Source organism: Micromonospora sp. NPDC049151, assembly GCF_040648395.1.
GTDB lineage: Bacteria > Actinomycetota > Actinomycetes > Mycobacteriales > Micromonosporaceae > Micromonospora.
The window spans coordinates 417904-435824 of sequence record NZ_JBEZDP010000002.1; the positions used below are offsets into that span (position 1 = coordinate 417904).

Below are 17921 nucleotides of genomic sequence, written 5' to 3' on the forward strand. Positions count from 1 at the left end.
GACAAGGAGATCTGAGATGACCCTGCTACAGGTCATGCCCAAGGACGACGGTACGAACGTGTTGACGCGCACCGAGGACATCGCCGAGATCGCCGCCGAGCTGGCGCCGCACGGCATCCGGCTCGAGCGCTGGGCGACCGTCCCGCTGGCCCCGGACGCCGGGCAGGAGGAGGTGCTCGCCGCCTACGCCTCCGAGGTGGAGCGGCTCTCGGCCGAGGGCCCGTACCCGCTCGTCGACGTGGTCCGGATGGTGCCGAACGACGCCGACCCGGAGTGGCCGGCCAAGGCGGAGGCGGCCAGGACGAAGTTCCTCAACGAGCACACCCACGACGAGGACGAGATCCGCTTCTTCGTCGAGGGCAGCGGATGCTTCTACCTCCACCTCGGTGACAAGGTCTACGCCGTGGTCTGCACGGCCGGTGACCTGATGTCGGTCCCGGCGGGCACGACGCACTGGTTCGACATGGGTACCCGGCCGCACTTCTGCGCCATCCGGTTCTTCCAGGAGGAGGACGGCTGGGTGGCCGAGTTCACCGGTTCGGAGATCGCGTCCCGGATCCCGACCCTCGACGAACTGCTCGCTCCCGCGTCCACCTCATGACCGGTGCGGTCGTCCTCGACATCGAGGGCACGGTCAGCCCGCTGTCAGCCGTGCACGACGTGCTGTTCCCCTACGCCCGCGATCGGATCGAGAGCTGGGTGCGGCAGGACCGCCCCGGCACCCGCGAGGTGGTCGCCGGGGTTCGCGGCCTGCTCGGCGACGGTTACGACCTCGACGACGTGGTACGGACGCTGCTCGACTGGCACGACCAGAACGCGAAGCACAGCCCGCTCAAGACGCTGCACGGGCTGATCTGGGAGCAGGGTTTTCTGGCCGGTGAGTTGTCCGGTGTCTTCTACGCGGACGTGCCGCCGGCACTCGCCGAGTGGCACCGGCTCGGCACGCCCTGCTGGATCTACTCCTCCGGTTCCGCGCTCGCCCAGAGGCTCTGGTTCTCCCGCAGCGACCAGGGGGATCTGCTCGGCTACCTGGCGGGGCACTTCGACACGGTGACCGGCGGCCCCAAGCGGGACCCGGCTTCCTACCGGAGGATCGCGCACGCCATCGGCGCGGACGGCAGCGACATCCTGTTCCTGTCCGACAGCCGGGCCGAGCTGGACGCCGCCCGGACGGCGGGCTGGCGGGCCGTGGGCGTACGCCGGCCCGGCTGCGAGACCGACTTCGGCACCCACCGGGTGGTCGACGACCTCGCCGGGTTCGGCGCGAGAACGGAGGTGGCCTGAGTGAGCAACGACGTGCTCGTCCCCAAGTTCGCGGCCTTCCGCAGCACGATCTTCGCCGAGATGACCGCGCTGGCGAACCGAACCGGCGCGATCAACCTCGGTCAGGGCTTCCCGGACAGCGACGGCCCTCCCGAACTGCTCAAGGCCGCAGCGGAGGCGGTGCTCGCCGGGCACAACCAGTATCCGCCGCTGCCGGGTGTGCCCGAGCTTCGCCGCGCGATCGCCGAGCAGCGGTCGGCCGACTACGGCACACCGTACGACCCGGACACCGAGATCCTCGTGACCGCGGGCGCCACCGAGGCGATCACCGCCGCGATCGCCGCTCTGGTCCCGGCGGGCGACGAGGTCCTGGTGTTCGAGCCCTACTACGACTCGTACAGCGCGGCGATCACCATGGCCGGGGCCCGCCGGCGCACCGTACCGCTGCGTCCGGAGCACGACCGCTTCACCTTCGATCCCGACGAGCTCGCCGCGGCGGTGACCCCACGCACGCGCGCGGTGCTGGTCAACACGCCGCACAACCCGACCGGCACCGTGTTCTCGGCGGCCGAGCTGGCCCACATCGCCGCCGTCTGCCGCCGGCACGACCTGATCGCCGTCACCGACGAGGTCTACGAGCACCTGACCTTCGACGGGATCCGGCACGTCCCGCTGGCCTCGCTGCCGGGGATGGCGGAACGAACGCTCACCATCTCCTCCGCGGGCAAGACCTTCAACGCCACCGGCTGGAAGATCGGCTGGGCGTGCGGGCCCGCGCGGATGGTCGCCGCCGTGCGGACGGTGAAGCAGTACCTCACCTTCGCCGGCGGCACGCCGTTCCAGTACGCCGTCGCCGCGGCGCTGCCCGAACGGCACGGCTGGCTGAACGAGCTCCGGGCGCGTCTCATGGCCGCCCGCGACACGCTACGGGACGCGCTCACCTCGTCCGGATGGCAGTGCTTCTCCTGCGAGGCGGGCTACTTCCTCCAGGCGGACGCCCGGTCGGTCGGCTACCTCGACGGCACCGCGCTGTGCCAGGACCTGGCCACCAAGGCGGGCGTGGTCGCCATCCCCAGCTCGGCGTTCTACGCCGACACCGAGGCGGGGCGGCACCTCGTCCGGTTCGCGTTCTGCAAGAGTCACGCGGTGATCGCCACCGCCGCCGGCCGGTTGGCCGAGTTCGCCAGCACCACGAAGCAGCGGGAAGGAGCGGCATCATGGCGGGAAGCACGCCGGTCGGTGTGATCGGTGGCAGCGGGCTGTACTCGCTGCTGGAGGAAGCCGAGCAGGTCAGCGTCGAGACTCCCTACGGGGAGCCGTCCGACAGTCTGGTGCGCGGCGTGGTCGGCGGCCGCGAGGTGGTCTTCCTGCCCCGGCACGGCAAGGGCCACCGGCACCCGGCCCATGTGATCAACTACCGTGCCAACCTCTGGGCCCTGCGGTCGCTCGGCGTACGCCAGGTCCTCGGCCCCTGCGCGGTCGGCTCGCTGCGCCCCGAGCTCGGGCCGGGCACGTTCGTCGTGCCCGACCAGGTGGTCGACCGGACCAGTGGCCGCGCCGCCACCTTCTTCGACACCGGCGCCGTGCACGTCGGCTTCGCGGATCCGTACTGCCCGGACGGACGGGCCGCGGTGGTGAAGAACGCGGCCGAGTTCGGGCAGCCCGCCGTCGACGGAGGGACGATGGTCGTGATCAACGGCCCGCGGTTCTCCACCCGCGCCGAGTCGCAGTACTACGCTCGGCAGGGCTGGTCGCTGATCAACATGACCGGCCTTCCGGAAGCGTCGCTGGCTCGCGAGCTGGCCATGTGCTACACCTCGATCGCCCTCGTCACGGACCTCGACGCCGGCATCGACGAGGAGAGCGCGGTGGCACAGGACGAGGTCTTCCGCGTGTTCTCCGAGAACGTCGAGCGGCTGCGCGAACTCGTGTTGCGGACCGTGGCGGGGCTCGGTGACCAGGGGGAATGCCGGTGCGCCCACGCGCACGACGGGCTCACCATCCCCTTCGTCCTGCCGGGGTGAAGCCTGCCGGAATGACAGGGGGACCGTCCTCCCGCAGGACGGTCCCCCTGTCGTCACCGGCGCCGGGCCTGGTCCGGCGTCAATCCCACGGCATGGCCTTCGCGATGTCGTTGCGGTACCGGATGCCCTGGAAGCTCACCTCGGCTATCGCCTGGTAGGCGTGCGAGGCCGCCTCGTCGAGCGTGGCGCCGCGACCGACCAGGTTGATGCTCTTGCCCCCGTCGGTGATCAGCTGGCCGTCGGGCCGGGTGCGGGCGGCACCGTAGAAGACGAGGCAGCGGTCCCGGTCCACGGCGTCCAGACCGGTGATGGGATAGCCGCGGCCGTACTCCCCGTAGGGCCAGCCGGGAAAGGACCGGCCGGGCTCCCTGGTCGGCCCCTGGGTGGCCACGACGTTCACGAAACACTCGTCGGTGACGGCCAGCGGCGGTTGCCGGTCGAGGCTGCCGTCCAGGATGGACGCGGCCACCTCCGTGAAGTTCGTCGTGATCCGGGGGAACACCACCTCGGCCTCCGGGTCACCCATCCGGGCGTTGATCTCGATGAGGTGGAGCTGGTCTCCGACGAGCATGCAGCCGACGTAGATCACCCCGGTGTAGTGGAGTCCCTCGGCGTTGATCGCGGCAAGCAGCGGCCGCAGCATCTGACGCTCGAACCTCTCGATCTCCTCGGGTGTGTCGTCCGGGCTCGGCGAGAAGGCGCCCATGCCGCCGCACATGACGCCGCGGTTGCCGTCGTCGGACCGGGGGTAGTCGACCGCCATCGGCAGCATCAGGTGGTGTTCCCCGCCGACCAGCGCGAAGTACAGGAGTTCCCGGCCGACCAGCTTCTCCTCGATGATGATGGTTCGTCCGCCGGGGCCGAAGTCCCGGGAGACCATCAGCCGGTTGATCGCGTCGATCGCCTCGGCCTCGGTGTCGCAGATGAAGACGCCGTTGCCCTGGCACGACTCGTTGCCCTTCACCACGTGCGGGCCGTCGACCGAGCGCACGTACGCGATGGCGGCCGCCGGATCCTCGAAGTACCGGTATCCCGCGGTCGGGATGCCGTACTTCACGCACAGTTCCTTCGTGAACTTCTTGCTGGACTCGAGACGGGTCGCGGACCGGTCCGGGCCGATGGTGGGGATCCCCGCGGCGCGCAGCTCGTCGACGAACCCTTCGGTCAGCGATCTGGGATGGGCCGGCATGGCCAGGTCCGCGCCGATCTCCCGGGCGTACTCCACGACCGGGCCGGAGTGGTAGATGTCCAGCCAGGGCGCCGAGACGATGCGATCGTCCGTGATCGCCGCGCAACCGGGGGCGAGGTGCACGGTGACGTCCGGGTCGGTTCTCACGAACAGGTCGGCGAAGGCGTGGCCCCGGCCGGCGTAGTCGATGATGAGCACATTGCGCATCCAAGGGCTCCCGTTGGGGCGGCAGTTATGGGACTCGGGAAATCCGGGGTGAGCCGTCACCCGCGAGATCGCGGGGCGACACGCCGACGTGGTCGGCGAGGGCCTGGGCGAACGCCTCGGCGAGCGCTTCGAGCTGGTCGGCCCGGTCGCCCGCGTAGAGCCGCAGGAAGGGGGGCTCGCCCTCGGCGAAGGCGTCCGCGGCGGACACTCGTGGGATCGAGAAGCCGAAACTGGCTCCCTTGGTCACCTGCACGCCCGAGACGCGGGCGTAGGCGAAGATCCGGTCGAACAGCAGGTTGAGCTCACCCTTGGTGTTGCGGTCCCGGTCGTGGAACAGGAACGTCACACACCCACCCGCGTACGGCAGCCGCTCGGCGATCCGGACGTCGGGGTGGTCGGGCAGACCGGGGTAGAAGACCGCGCCGGCATCGGTGACCCGGTGGTCGCCGCGCAGCAACTCGGCGATCCGCAGGGCGTTCGCGCCGATCCGCGTCATCCGCCGGCGATAGAAGGATCGCTGATACCGCGGGAACAGGTCCGCGCCGTGCCGGTAGAGGATCAATCCCGTGTTGCGGCGTTGCCGGTCGAAGGCCTCCCGCAACTCGACCGGGTAGGCCACCATGCCGGCCATGCCGGCGTCCATGCCCAACTGGAGGTACTTCGAGCCGCTCTCGTAGTACAGCACCTCGACCTTGTCGTCGCTGTTCAGCAGGTCGGCCGGCATGCCACCGGAGAGCATGGTGCCGTCGATCACGACTGTGGTCCGCTCGATGACCACCGAGCGCAGCCGGGCCAGCAGGCCGGGCAGGTCGATCATCCGCTGCTCGGCCGTGTTCGACAGCGGGTCCACGAAGAGGGCTCGCGGCCGGTAGTGCACGACATCGGCGATGATCTCCTCGACGCCGTACCCGGAGGCCCGCTCGACCCGGACGAACGGCAGCGTGACCAACTGCTCGGACGCCTCGAAGTAGATGTACGGCGCCATCAGGACCAGGTCGCCGTTGCGCAACCGCTCCCGCAGCAGGAATGCCTCGACCAGAGTGTAGGCGGCGACACCGGACGAGGTGGCGCTGATCGAATGGCGCTCCGGTGACAGGCCGAGAACGTCGAGCAATTGCGCCTCGACCCGGCGCACCGGATCGTGCTCGTAGCGCTCGTAGTTCACGATTGGTGAGCCCTGCGCCCGGAGGTCGAAGAATTGCACGGCCACCGACTGGTCGAATGCGGCCGAACGCCATTCCAGCGCACCACGGACATAGGAGTGCGTGGCCAACCCGAAGCGGAGCGCCAGCTCGCTCGCCGACAGCAGGCTCGCGTCGATCGCGGACAGTGTCAGAAGCAGGTGCCGCTGCTCGGCGATGCGCTCGCCGGCCGCGTCGGCCGCGGCGACCAGGGCGGCGACGACCGGCTCGTCCACCGGTAGCGTGTTGCGCTCGCAATATCCGACGAACTCGTCGATGTCGTGCCGTGCCGTGCTCAGCTCCCAGGCGCAGCTGTCCAGCGCTTTGACCAAGTCCTTAACCTGGTCGGACGCCTGCGGCCCGGCGACGTCGCCGACCGGCCCCGTGGTTGCCGGCGGGCCGCCGGAGAGGACCCGCGGCTCGCCGCTGTCGTCGGCCGTCGACCGCGTGTGCTCTGGCAACGTGCTCCTCCAACTCGGGCCGGCTGTACCGGGAACGCCGCTCCGGCGGACATCGTCACGCCAGCTCTGATGCTACTTTGTGGCCACGCCACGAAATCTTGTTCCAAATTGCTCAATTGCCGGATCACGTCGACCTGGTCGGTAGGCATGGGCACACTTGTCACGAATCTTGGGCTACATTGCCGGTGAGGGGATACGACGCTGTCATGGATGTCGACCCGCAGGCGCCACCCGCGAAGCAGGCGCGCAGCACGGGAGCGGCCGACCTCTCGAAGCGCCAGGGGCGGACGACCACTCCGACGCCGATCCTGAACCGCCAGATGGTCCTGTTGCTGCTGGCCGCGTTCGGCGCGCTCACGAACTTCTTCCTGCTCCTGTCGGTCGTCCCGCTCTATGCCGGCGGGTCGGACGCGGGCGACGTCGGTGCCGGTCTGTCCACCGGTGCGATGATGCTGTCCACGGTGCTGCTGGAACTGGCCGCACCGAAGTTGCTGGCTCGATGGGGCTATCGGACGGTGCTGACGCTGGGGCTGCTCCTGCTGGCGGTGCCGTCGCTGTTGCTGACCGTCTCGGCGGCGGTGGAGCTGGTCATCGCGGTGTCGCTGGTGCGGGGCGCCGGGTTCGGCATCTTCGTGGTCGCCGGCGGCGCCCTCGTCGCCGAACTGGTCCCACCCGAACGCCGCGGGGAAGCCCTCGGGCTGTACGGGGTCATCTGCGCGATACCGGCCGTCGTGGGGTTGCCGGCCGGGGTGTGGCTCACCGACCACGTCGGATTCTCGACGATCTTCACGGCGATGACGGTGATCGGGTTGGCCGGGGTGATCGCCGTGCTCCTCCTGCCGTCCAGGGCCGGCCGGGTCGAGCAGGAGCCCAGGGTCTTCAAGGGGATGACAGGAGCACTGGCCCGCCCGACGCTGATCTTCACGGCACTCGCGGTGGCCTCGGGCGTGTTCGCCACCTTCCTGCCGCTGGCGGTGTCGGCGGATTCACGCGGCCTGGCCGCGCTGGCTCTGCTCATCCAGTCGTGCCTGGTCGCGCTGGCGCGCTGGGCCGCGGGCTGGATCGCCGACCGTCACGGCGTGTCCCGGCTGCTGGTCCCGGCCGTGCTCTCGGCGGCCGTCGGCACCCTCTGCGTGGTCTGGCTGGACAGCCCGGTCGCGGTGATCGCGGGCATGGTGCTGTTCGGCATCGGTTTCGGCGCGGGGCAGAACGTGACGATGGTGATGCTGTTCGAGCGGGTCGACAAGGCCGAGTTCGGCCGGGCGAGCGCGCTGTGGAACTTCGCCTACGACGCCGGGCTCGGGATAGGCGCCGTGGGATTCGGTTTCGTGGCCGACATCCTCAGTTACCCGGCCGGTTTCGCGCTGACCGCGGCGCTGCTGCTGATCGCCGTCGTCCCGGCCGTGCGGGACCGGAGCGCCCGGTCGTCCACGGGGCAACTGAGCACGCACGAGGATGACACCCGGGTAGGGACTTCTTAGCATCGCTGGCATGAACTTCACCAACGTGGATCCCCCGCATCTCGCCGATCCGGGGCTCTCCCAGGGTGCGCTCGTCACCGGTGCGCAGCGGCTGCTCTTCATCACCGGTCAAGCGCCGTTGACCGCCGAGGAAGCGGTGCCGGAGGGCTTCGAGGCACAGTGCCGGCTGGTCTGGCGCAACGTGCTGGCGGTGCTGCACGAGGCCGGGATGACCGTCGAGAACCTCGTCAAGGTCACCACCTACCTGGCCGATCGCTCCGACCGGGAGATGAACTCCAAGATCAGGCAGGAGATGCTCGGCGGCCACCGGCCCGCTCTGGGGATCATCATCACCGGATGCTGGGACGAGTCCTGGCTGCTCGAGATCGAGGCCATCGCGGCAGCCTGATGCCCTGAACCATCCGGGCCCGCCAGGTCGCGTCCTCCCTTCCGCCGGACGCGACCTGGCGGGTTTCCGCATTCGCGGGTCGGCGACGATCAGGGCGCCGGCTTGATGTTCTGGTTGAGGTGGAACACGTTGTCCGGGTCGTAGGCCCGCTTCACCTCGGCCAGCCGGGTCAGCTTGGCGGGCGGGTAGGCACGGCGGACACCGTCGGTCCCGTCGTCACTGAGCATGTTCACGTAGACCCCGCTGGCAAACGGTTCGAGCGCCGCCGCCACCTGCTTCGTCACCGCGATCCGGTCGGCGTCCTCGGCGGGATCGGTCCACGACGAGCGGACCCCGAACTCGAAGAGCGTCTGCCGGTGGCCGAACGCGGTCTCCTCGTCCGGCACCTCGGCGATCGCCCCGCCGTACGCCTCCAGCCAGCCGCCCGGCAGTCCCTCGCCGCTGCCGTCCCGCGCCCCACGGGACAGGTACGCCTCGATCGCCGCGTCCGGGAACGTCGACAGGTAGTGGTCCTTTGAGAACTGGCGCAGGCCGTGCCGATCCGCCTCGTCGTCCCTGGTCTGCAGCTCGTGATAGCTCGCTTCGTACACCCGCTCGCGCACCGGCCGGCTCAGCCCGCACAGCTCCGGCACGAGGCCCTTGCCCTGGTCGGGATCGCCGACCCAGACGTACCCGACGGTGACCTCCGCGTCGGAGACCGACGCGGTGAACGTGGCCTGGCGCGGCGCAATGGCACTGAGATCCCGCCAGCCGCGCAGCACCGCCGGACCGGCGTCGATCGGGAAGGTCAGCTCCGCCACCAGCGCCCGCGGGTCGACCGCGTGCAGCCGGAACTCGAACTCGGTGACCACGCCGAAGTTCCCGCCACCGCCGCGCAGCCCCCAGTACAGGTCCGGATGCTCGGTCCGGCTCGCCCGCAGCACCTCCCCCGCCGCCGTGACCACCTCGAACGACAGCACGTTGTCGCAGCCCAGTCCGTACTGCCTGGCCAGCCAGCCCATGCCGCCACCGAGCGTGAACCCGCCGACCCCGGTGTGCGAGACACTTCCGGTCGTGGTCGCCAGACCGTGCGGAAGTGATCCGCGGTCGACCGCGCCGAGCAGTGTTCCGCCCTTGACGACGGCGGTGCGACGTGCCGGGTCGACCTGTACACCGTGCAGCGGCCGGAGATCGATCAGCAGACCGTTCTCCGGCACGGCCGGCCCGAGTGCGGCGTGTCCGCCGCACCGCACGCCGATCTCCAGCCCGGCGTCGCGCGCGGTGCGCACGGCGGCCACCACGTCCCGCACGCTCGCACATTTGACGATCATCCGGGGCCGGTGGTCGACCATCCCGTTCCAGGCGGCGCGTGCGTCGTCGTAGTCACGGTCCCCCGGCCGGAGCACCCATCCGTCCAAGCCGTCAATCAGGTCACCCATACCGCCTCCTGTCATCCCACGATGGCTTCGGCGATGGCCTCGACGAGGCCTTCCACCTGATGCATCCGGTCCCCCACGTAGAGCCGGAGGAACCGCGGCTCGTCGTCGGGGATCGGCACATATCTGTACTCCTCCTCGGTGGTGCTGACGCTCTGCGCCCACACCCTCGGTACGGAGTAGCCGAAGCTCACGCCCTTGGTGACCTGGATGCCACGCGTCCTGGCCCGCACCAGGATGTGGTCGACCACAGTGTCGAGATTGTCCCATTCGTTGCGTACGTGATCGTGGTACAGGAACGTCACGATGCCGCTGCCGTAGGGCAGGTCGGCGGCCAGCCGCCGGTCCGGGTGGTGCGGCAGCACCGGGTGGTGCACCATCCCGGCCGAGCTGACCCGAGGATCGGCGTGCAGGAGGGTCGCCACCCTCTCGGCGTTGGCCCAGATCCGTCGCATTCTCCTGCGGTGCACCGAGACCTCGTAGCGCGGGAAAAGCTCGGCGTTGTGCCGGGCGAGCACCAGGCCGGTGTTGCGGCGCAGCATGTCCATCCGCTCGGCCAGCTCGATCGGGTACGCCACGAGACCCGCGAGGGCGAAGTCCATGCCCAACTGGAGGTACTTGGTGCAGCTCTCGTAGTAGATGACCTCCAGCCGGTCGTCGGAGGCGAGCAGTGCCGGCTGCAGCGACGCGCCGGTCATCGTCCCGTCCACGACCACGGTGCAGCGTTCGGTCACCACCTCGCGCAGCCGCCGGAAGAGCTCGGGGAGGTCAAACATCCGCTGCCGCACGTTGTTCGCCAGCGGATCGACGAAGATGACCTTCGGGCGGAGCCGGACGACGTCCGCGATGAACTCCTCGACGGTGTACCCGGTCGCCCGCTCGGCCCGAATCTCGGGCAGCGCGTGGAGCTGCTGCGCCGCCTCGTAGTAGATGTAGGGCGCCAGGAGCATCGTGTCGCCCGCACGGAGCCGGTCCCGCAGCAGGAACGCCTCGATCCAGGTGTACGCCGCCATGCCGGAGGAGGTCACCCCGATTGCGAACCGGTCAGGCGGGAGGCCGAGCAACTCCAGCAGCTGGCGCTCGACCCGGATCACGGACGCGTGCGTACCGTTGCGGTCGTAGTGGATCGTCGGCCACGCCTCGGACTGGGTGCCGAAGAACTGCACCTGGGCCGACTGCCCGTAGGACTTCGCGGACCAGTCGAGCGAGTGCCGCACATAGGCCAGCGTCGCCACGCCGAACCGCAGGACCGCCTCGCTCGCGCCCAGCAGGTCCGCCGCGTCCGTGGTGGAGGCGGCGAGCAGGGCCTGCTGCTGCCGGGCCATCCGCATACCGACCTGGTGCGTCGCGGCTACCAGCTGCGCGAGCACCGGCTCGTCCACCGGCAGCTCGTTGCGCACGCAGTACGTCGCGTACTCGTCGATCTCGCGCCGCGCGGCACGTAGTTCGACGAGGTAGCCGTCGAACTGCTCGCTCAGGTCCTTCACCTGCTCGGGCAGCACGTCGTCGAGCGGCGCGCCGGCGCCGAGGCCCGGTGCCGTCACGGAGCCCGCAGGGCCGCCGAAGCCGTGGTCCCCGCCCGTCATGCCGTCATGCCAGGCGATGGATCGCGTCATGAGCGCCATCGTCGCAACCGCCCGGCGCGATGAGCATCTTCGATCGTGCGGGTGTTCGGACATCCATCTCGGAAAATGCGCTCTTCGGAAGCGGCTCTCGCCCGCGAGCGCGGTCCGGGCCTAGTTTGAGAGGTGGAATGTCCGCGGTACGGAGGAGTTTCCATGACCGTCACGCCGTCCTCTGAGGCGCAGTCCCACCGGCCGACGGTGTTCGACACCCAGGAATGGCTCGACGCGTGGACACGGGCGACCATCGAGCGGCGACGTGTCATCCACCCGGGTCGGGCGCCGCGCTACCTGTTGGAATACTCGCCGTTCTGGCAGGGCCTCGAGAACGACACCGGCAGCGGCGTCGTCTGGGACCGGCCGGTACTCACTGTCGGCTCGATCTACTCCGTCTACGGCCCGGCATATCTGGCCGGTGACGAGTCGGCGGTGGCTGCCCTGGTCGACGAGACCCGCGAGCAGGCGCGAGACCTCGGTGCGGCCGGGGTCCTGGTGCTCAACCTGCCACCCGGTCCGGCCCGCCAGTGGGCCGCCGTCCGGCCGCCCGACGTCTTCGCCCGCCTGGACACCGCCTACTACAAGAACCCGGGCAGCGGACCGGACCCGGTGATGGGCGAGGTCAAGACGAGGAAGCGGACCGACTGGCGACGCCGCTGGCGCCGGGCCACCGAGAAGGGCGTCAAACTCGTCGAGGAGACGGGCCCTGACGCGGTGGCGCAGATCGACCGGGTTCTCGAGCTGACGAACGGCTCGTCGGTCAAGCACGGCTGGCCGGCGCTGTACGACAGCACCACCCTGGAGGCGGTGCTGTCCACGCCGTACGCCAGTCTGATCCGGGCCGTCTGGGAGGACCGGACGATCGGGGTGTCCGTGTCGCTTGAGCACGACCGCCGGCTCTACATCTGGGGCGCCGGCACCGACGCCAGCGTCTACCACGAGGTGAGCCCCTATCCGTTCATGCTGTACGAACTCCTCGCGCAGGGTGTGGAGCGCGGCTGGGACGTCATCGAGTTCGGCCGGGGCAACGACACGTTCAAGAAGCAGCACGGTTTCAAAGGCACCCACCTCTGGGGGCTGTGGTACGCGGCCGACCCGCAGGACGTCGACGTCTACCGCCCGCGGTTGACGACCGTGCACGAAGGCCTGCTGACAGTGGCCGGTTACGAGGGACTAGCGCAGCATCCATGACCACCGGCAGACGGACCGGGATCGCGGCGCTGCTGCTGTCCGCGGTGATGATGAACATCGCGTACACCATGCTGGTGCCCCTGGTGCCGGAGCTGACCGGGCGGTTCCAGATGTCCGCCCTGGAGATCGCCGCCGCGTTCAGCGGCTTCGCCGTGGCCAAGGCACTGACGCAGCCGATCGGCGGGATCCTGGTCGACCGCACGCCACGTCCGCAGGTGCTGGGTTTCCTGGGGATGAGCCTGACGGCAGCCGCAGTGCTCGGTCTGGCCTTCGCCGCCGCGGGCTGGCAGGTGCTGGCCTGGCGGCTCGCCTGGGGTGTGGCCGAGGGGCTCACCATGCCGGTGCTCTACCAGCTGGCCAGCTCGTTGGGAGCCCGTTCGCGCTACGGATCAGCCCGCGTGCTGGGCTGGTTCGGTGGCTGCTGCACGGCCGGCATGGTGCTCGGTCCCGCCGTGGTCGGTCTGCTGCACCCCGTACTCGGATTCACCGGGGTGTTCCTGGCCGGCGCGGTGGTGACCGCCGCCGGCGGAGTGCTGTTGCTCGGCCTCCGGACCGAGCCGGTGGAGGCCGAGCCGCCGGCCGCCGAGGCAGAGCGATGGAGCACGGGAGCCGTCCGCCCGCTGGTTCTCCTGGTGGCTCTCTTCGCGGTGCTCGACCTGATCAACAACGCGCTGTTCTCGGCGTTGGAACCGGTGGTCCCCCTGCACCTCGACACGTTCACGAGCAACGGGGTCGCCTACACCTCGGCGATCTACACGGCCGGGCTGGCGATGTTCATGGTCGTGGCCATGACCTGCGCCGGGTTCGTGGAGTCCCGGCCGTTGCTGGTGATCGCCGCGTACGCCCTCGGCGCCGAGGCGGTCGGTCTCGCCGCGGTCGGCCTGTTCGACGGCGTGGTGGCGATGGGTGCCGGCCTGCTGCTGTTCATGACGGCTCAGCCGGTGCTGTACCTGGTGACCCGGCAAGGGGTGAACCGCGTGCCGCGGCATCTGCTCGGGCGCGCCTTCGGGGCCTTCGGAATGGTGTCCGACACCGGAATGGTCGTGGGCCCGCTGCTGGGTGCTCTCGCCTACACCCAGCTCGGCATCTCCGCCTTCCTCGTCATGGCCGGCGTCGCCGCCGCGGCGGGACTGGGTGTCGCGCTGCTTCGGGTCGTCCGGAGCGATTTCGTGTCCGAGAAGAGCGTCGGGAGTCCTGCCGGCGGCGAGCCGGTGCGGGCGGAGCGATGACCCGCGCCGAGGGAGCGCGGACGGAACATCACATCGTGCCGGCATGAAGCAACATGGGAGATGACTGGTCGATCTCCGGCGGGCAGCATTGGCCTGACCAATCGCCGGGCCGACCAGGAGAGTGACGTGTCGACCGTTTCACCCAAGGTCATGGAGAACTACGCCTCGCAGGCCTTCCTCGGTAGCTACCTGTACACCGACTGGGGGGACGTCGTCCTGCCCGAGGCCCTGCCGGACCGCCGCCTCGCGCGGGCCGAGCCGCCGGTCGCGGGGCGTTTCGCCCGCGCGACGGCCGACCTCGTGGTGCAGTGGTGGCCGTCCGCGGAGCCGCCGGCCCGGGTCTTCGACGTCGGTGGCGGCACGGGCCGTTTCCTGTACGAGATGGCCCGCCGCGGCTTCGGCGACGAGGAGCGCGTGCTGTCGGAACCGGCCGACATGTTCAACGTGTGGGCGCGGCGCCTGCTGTGCGGCGAGCCGTTCGACGGCTGGTTCCCCATGCCACCGCGTGATTCCGAGCGGCCGGACTTCCGCCTCGTGGACGCCGCGGACATCCCGAAGCCGGACGACAAGGCCACCGTCTACCCGGTGCCGGCCGAACAGGTGCCCCGGGAGGCCGGCCACTTCGACCTCGTCAGCGTGCTCAACGTCGTCGACCGGGTGCCGGACCCACGCCAGGTCGTGTCGGCGGCGGCGCGGCTGCTGCGTCCGGGCGGCCTGCTCGTGCTCTCCAGCCCGCTGGCCTTCGAGAGCCAGTACACCGACGAGGCGAACTGGGTCAGCGACCTGCACGAGCTGGTGGACAGCGACGAGTGGTCGGAGGTCGGCCAGCACGAGGGCGTGCCCTACGAGTTCCTCTACTACGACCGGCACCTCACCCGCTACTACAGTCAGGTGCTCGCCGTCACCAAGCGGTGAGGCCGGCCGGAACGCACGGCAGCGCCCGGGCCGGCGGCCCCGTGCGGGGCCGCCGGCCCGGCCCTGTCACAGCACCCCGTTCGCCAGTCTCGTGACGACCTCGGTGATCACGTCGTTCGAGAGGGAGAAGGACACCCGCACGTACGGCCGCTCCGGCGGGTTGAGGTAGAACGCCTCGCCGGGCACCGTGCCGATGCGGGTCCTCTCCAGCAGGACCTCGGCTGCCTCCGTCCCGCTCGCCACTCCCATGGCGGAACAGTCGACCAGCAGGTAGTAGGCACCCTCGGGCTCGTTGGGCGACAGCCCGGCGGCCGTGAAGCCGGCCGCCAGGGCACGGCGCTTGCCGTCGTACGTGGCACGCAGGTCGCGGTAGTAGTCGTCACCCATCCGCAGCGCCCGCGCGCCGAACTCCTGCAACGGGGTGGCCGCGCATCCCACCAGCGCGTCGGCGGCGAGCCGCACCGTACTCATCAGGGGGGCCGGGCCGCAGACGTAGCCCAGCCGCCAGCCGGGGATGCTGAACGACTTCGACAGCGAGGAAATCGTCAGCGTCCGCTCGCCGAGGCCGCCGACGGTCGCCGGGGCGAGGTGCGGGTCGGAACCGAAGTAGATGTCCGCGTACACCTCGTCGCTGATGACGAGCAGGTCGTGTTCCTCGGCGACGGCCGAGACGATCATCAGCTCCGCCTCGGTGAACCGTCGCCCGCTCGGGTTGTTCGGCGTGCAGACGATCATCGCGCGGGTGTGTTCGGTGATGGCGGCCCGCAGGCCCTCCTCGGTGATCTCGAACGTCGGCGCGGCGAGCCGCACCGGTTCGGGGCGCAGGTTCAGCACCTTCAGCGCTGACAGGTGGTAGCTGTAGAAGGGCTCGAAGACGAGCACGCCGTCACCGGCGTCCAGCAGCGCCGTGAGCGTCGCCAGCAGACCGCCCGTCGCGCCGATCGTGGTCACGACCTCGGTGGACGGGTCCACGCTGAGCCCGCTGTGCCGCTTGAGGCGGTCGGCGACCGCGTCCCGGAAGACGCCCAGGCCCTCGGCGGGACTGTACGAGTGGTCCACCTTCCCGAAATCGCGGGCGCTCTCGACCAGCAACGACGGCGGCGGCGGCACCTGGCACAGCCCTTGCGCGAGGTTGATGGCATCGAGTTCCTGGCACCGCGCGGTCATCGCCCTGATCGAGGACTGCTGCATGCCGCGCATCCTCTTGCCGATCTTCGCCATGGTTGGTCTCCGAACTCCGGTAGCTGACGCTGCCGGCAGCGAGGGTGAACGGTTCAGCTGACCGCACGGCTCGTGGCGGGCGTCGCAGCGGCCGGCGCTGCTTCCATGATCGCCAGGCCGGCCTTCCGTTGTCTTCTCTCACGTTGCCGGCCCCGGCCACCACGCGACGAAGCGGCGCGACGGCACGCCGAACGGCGGATCCGCGCGAACGCCGCGCGGATCCGCCGACCGGACCGGAACTCAGGCGGGGACCTGGTCACCCCCGGCACGGGAGCCGTCCGGCGCCGTCGCCTCGGCCACCAGCGAGCCCGCGGCCGTCGTGTGCGAGCTGGCGAACAGCAGCGGATGGGCCGAACGGATGCCCTCCACCACGAGGTCGTAGGGGACGTCGTCGAACTCCCCCCGCATGAGCAGGAACTCCATGTGCTGCCGGCCCTGCTCGTCGAAGGGGTGGTACAGGCTGTCGGACAGCCCGTCGAAGTCCAGCGGCCTGATCTGGTAGAGCTTGCAGAGCATCTTGTTGAACACCGGAGTCGCCTTGACCCAGGTGCCGTTCAGGTGGACCGAGGTCAGGCTGTGGAAGCGGAAGATGTCGCCGCCGACGAGTTCCCGCAGCCGGGGCGAGGCCAGGTGGTTGCGGACGTCGCCGTAGACGATCCGGCTCGGCACGCCGACCGCGCGCAGCGCCGCCGCGTACAGGATCGACTTGTGTACGCAGAAACCGAAGCCGCGCTCGATCACCCCGCTGGCGGTGAGCCCACGGCGGGAGAGGTCCGCGCCGTACACCTCGTAGCGGATGCCGTCCCGCACGGCGTAGTACAACCGGACCGCCTTGTCGACGTCCGAGCCGCCCGCGTCGTCGCCGAGGGCATCTCGGACGAAGCCGCGCACCACGGGCGAGTCGTAGTCCAGGAACTCGGTGGCCCGTACCAGTGCCGGGTCGATGTCACTCATGTCGTGCGCCCCCCTGTCGAGCCGGCCGCCGGGGCGGTCCGACCCAGCCCCATCAGGGCCGCCACCCGCTGACGTTGGATCTCCGAGGTACCGGAGTAGATGGTTCCGGACACCGCGTTGCGCAGGTCCTTTTCCAGCCCGTACTCGGTGGTGTAGCCGTATCCGCCGAATACCTGCACGGCGGCGAGTGCGGACCGGACGTTGCTCTCACTGACGACCAGCTTGGCGATCGCCACATCGGTGGCGACGTTCTCCCCGGCGGCCATCCGCTCGGCGGTGTCGTAGAGCCACTTGCGGGAGGTCTCCAGGTCGATGCGCATGTCGACGATCCGGTTCGACACCGACTGGTAGGAACCGATCGCGGCCCCGAACTGGACGCGGGTGCGGGCGTACTCGACGCACCGCTCCAGGCGGTGCTGCATCTCGCCCAGCACCCCGGCGAAACCGCACAGGATCTCCCACCGCATCACCGCGTCGAGCACCAGCAGGCCCGCGCCGACCGATCCGACGACATGGTCGCGCGGCACCCGCACGTCGTCGAGGAACACCTCCGACAGCGGGGACGTGCGCAGCCCCATCTTGCCGATCGGCCCGCCGACGCTCAGTCCGGGCGAGTCCCGCCGGACCAGGAACGCGGTGACCGCTGTCGGGTTACCGGGGCGACCGGTACGGGCGTAGACGACCACCAGGTCGGCGATCGGGCCGTTGCTGACGAACGCCTTGCTGCCGCGCAGCACGAAGTGGTCGTCCTGCGCGGTCGCGGTGGTGGCCATGTTGGTCACGTCGGAGCCGCCGGCCGGCTCGGTGATCGCGTGCGCGCCGATCATCGTGCCGGCGGCGATCTCCGGCAGGTACCGCTCCCGCAGCGCCGGAGAGCCGAAGCGCTGCAACGGGACTCCGGTGCTGACCAGGTGGGTGCAGGCGGAGAAGGTCAGCCCGGCGTCGCGGCAGACGTAACCGAGCCCTTCCAGGACGTACATCGTGGTCGGCAGGTCACGGCCGAGGCCGCCGTACGCCTCGGGAAAGGGCAGTCCGAACAACCCGGTCGCGCGGAGGCGCTTCCACCCGTCCCAGGAGAACTCGCCGCTGGCGTCCCGCTCCAGATGGTCCGCGCCGACCTGCCGTCCGACCTGCTCGGCCGCGTCGCGCAAAGCCCGCTGTTCGTCATTCCAGCGCATGCCCG

At 70.1% G+C, this 17921-nt stretch carries 16 protein-coding genes; 9 read left to right on the forward strand and 7 right to left on the reverse strand.

What is annotated here, in order from left to right:
- Nucleotides 1-16 precede the first annotated feature (16 nt).
- Genes AB0B20_RS04700 through AB0B20_RS04715 form a run of 4 tightly spaced genes read left to right on the forward strand, consistent with a single transcriptional unit; the run spans nt 17 to nt 3287 of the window.
- A complete protein-coding gene (locus AB0B20_RS04700; protein WP_357386715.1) occupies nt 17-601 on the forward strand; it encodes a cupin in 585 nt (194 codons plus the stop codon).
- Nucleotides 598-1284: an acireductone synthase gene (gene mtnC / locus AB0B20_RS04705; RefSeq protein ID WP_357386713.1), complete on the forward strand. Its 687-nt coding sequence runs from the start codon at nt 598-600 to the stop codon at nt 1282-1284. Before AB0B20_RS04700 ends, mtnC begins: the two co-directional genes overlap by 4 nt.
- A complete protein-coding gene (locus AB0B20_RS04710) occupies nt 1285-2508 on the forward strand; it encodes a pyridoxal phosphate-dependent aminotransferase (RefSeq protein WP_357468120.1) in 1224 nt (407 codons plus the stop codon).
- A complete protein-coding gene (locus tag AB0B20_RS04715) occupies nt 2481-3287 on the forward strand; it encodes an S-methyl-5'-thioadenosine phosphorylase (protein ID WP_357386709.1) in 807 nt (268 codons plus the stop codon). The genes AB0B20_RS04710 and AB0B20_RS04715 overlap by 28 nt, the downstream gene beginning before the upstream one ends.
- Before the next feature lie 79 nt (nt 3288-3366).
- Here AB0B20_RS04715 and purD read toward each other — a convergent pair whose 3' ends face one another.
- Together purD and AB0B20_RS04725 are read right to left on the reverse strand one after the other, a co-directional pair.
- The gene (gene purD, locus AB0B20_RS04720) at nt 3367-4683 is read right to left on the reverse strand and encodes a phosphoribosylamine--glycine ligase (RefSeq protein ID WP_357468124.1); all 1317 of its coding nucleotides are present in this window, start codon (nt 4681-4683) and stop codon (nt 3367-3369) included.
- A gap of 25 nt (nt 4684-4708) precedes the next feature.
- A complete protein-coding gene (locus AB0B20_RS04725) occupies nt 4709-6325 on the reverse strand; it encodes a PLP-dependent transferase (RefSeq protein WP_357468128.1) in 1617 nt (538 codons plus the stop codon).
- Between the two features lie 77 nt (nt 6326-6402).
- Here AB0B20_RS04725 and AB0B20_RS04730 point away from each other — a divergent pair, with 77 nt between their 5' ends.
- Both AB0B20_RS04730 and AB0B20_RS04735 read left to right on the forward strand, forming a co-directional pair.
- A complete protein-coding gene (locus AB0B20_RS04730) occupies nt 6403-7806 on the forward strand; it encodes an MFS transporter (RefSeq protein ID WP_357386702.1) in 1404 nt (467 codons plus the stop codon).
- A 10-nt stretch (nt 7807-7816) separates the two neighbouring features.
- Nucleotides 7817-8194: a RidA family protein gene (locus AB0B20_RS04735; protein ID WP_357386700.1), complete on the forward strand. Its 378-nt coding sequence runs from the start codon at nt 7817-7819 to the stop codon at nt 8192-8194.
- A gap of 89 nt (nt 8195-8283) precedes the next feature.
- Here AB0B20_RS04735 and AB0B20_RS04740 read toward each other — a convergent pair whose 3' ends face one another.
- Nucleotides 8284-9612, reverse strand: a complete 1329-nt coding sequence (locus tag AB0B20_RS04740; RefSeq protein WP_357468131.1) for an FAD-binding oxidoreductase — start codon at nt 9610-9612, stop codon at nt 8284-8286.
- 11 nt (nt 9613-9623) lie between these two features.
- Nucleotides 9624-11225, reverse strand: coding sequence for a PLP-dependent transferase (locus tag AB0B20_RS04745; RefSeq protein ID WP_357468134.1), 1602 nt, complete (start codon nt 11223-11225; stop codon nt 9624-9626).
- Between the two features lie 162 nt (nt 11226-11387).
- On the opposite strand from AB0B20_RS04745, the gene AB0B20_RS04750 reads away from it, so the two are divergent.
- The 3 genes from AB0B20_RS04750 to AB0B20_RS04760 all read left to right on the forward strand — a co-directional run bounded on the left by AB0B20_RS04750 (nt 11388) and on the right by AB0B20_RS04760 (nt 14563).
- Nucleotides 11388-12419: a GNAT family N-acetyltransferase gene (locus AB0B20_RS04750; RefSeq protein ID WP_357386695.1), complete on the forward strand. Its 1032-nt coding sequence runs from the start codon at nt 11388-11390 to the stop codon at nt 12417-12419.
- Nucleotides 12416-13648, forward strand: a complete 1233-nt coding sequence (locus AB0B20_RS04755) for an MFS transporter (RefSeq protein WP_357386693.1) — start codon at nt 12416-12418, stop codon at nt 13646-13648. The genes AB0B20_RS04750 and AB0B20_RS04755 overlap by 4 nt, the downstream gene beginning before the upstream one ends.
- A 126-nt stretch (nt 13649-13774) precedes the next feature.
- Complete coding sequence (locus AB0B20_RS04760) at nt 13775-14563, forward strand: methyltransferase domain-containing protein (RefSeq protein ID WP_357386691.1); 789 nt, start codon at nt 13775-13777, stop codon at nt 14561-14563.
- Between the two features lie 66 nt (nt 14564-14629).
- On the opposite strand, the gene AB0B20_RS04765 is transcribed toward AB0B20_RS04760, so the two are convergent.
- From AB0B20_RS04765 to AB0B20_RS04775, 3 genes are all read right to left on the reverse strand, one after another.
- A complete protein-coding gene (locus AB0B20_RS04765; protein WP_357386689.1) occupies nt 14630-15784 on the reverse strand; it encodes an aminotransferase class I/II-fold pyridoxal phosphate-dependent enzyme in 1155 nt (384 codons plus the stop codon).
- Between the two features lie 240 nt (nt 15785-16024).
- Nucleotides 16025-16738 (reverse strand): transglutaminase domain-containing protein, encoded by a 714-nt coding sequence (locus tag AB0B20_RS04770; RefSeq protein ID WP_357386687.1) that lies wholly within the window; start codon nt 16736-16738, stop codon nt 16025-16027.
- Nucleotides 16735-17916: an acyl-CoA dehydrogenase family protein gene (locus AB0B20_RS04775; protein WP_357386685.1), complete on the reverse strand. Its 1182-nt coding sequence runs from the start codon at nt 17914-17916 to the stop codon at nt 16735-16737. The genes AB0B20_RS04770 and AB0B20_RS04775 overlap by 4 nt, the downstream gene beginning before the upstream one ends.
- Nucleotides 17917-17921: the final 5 nt, after the last annotated feature.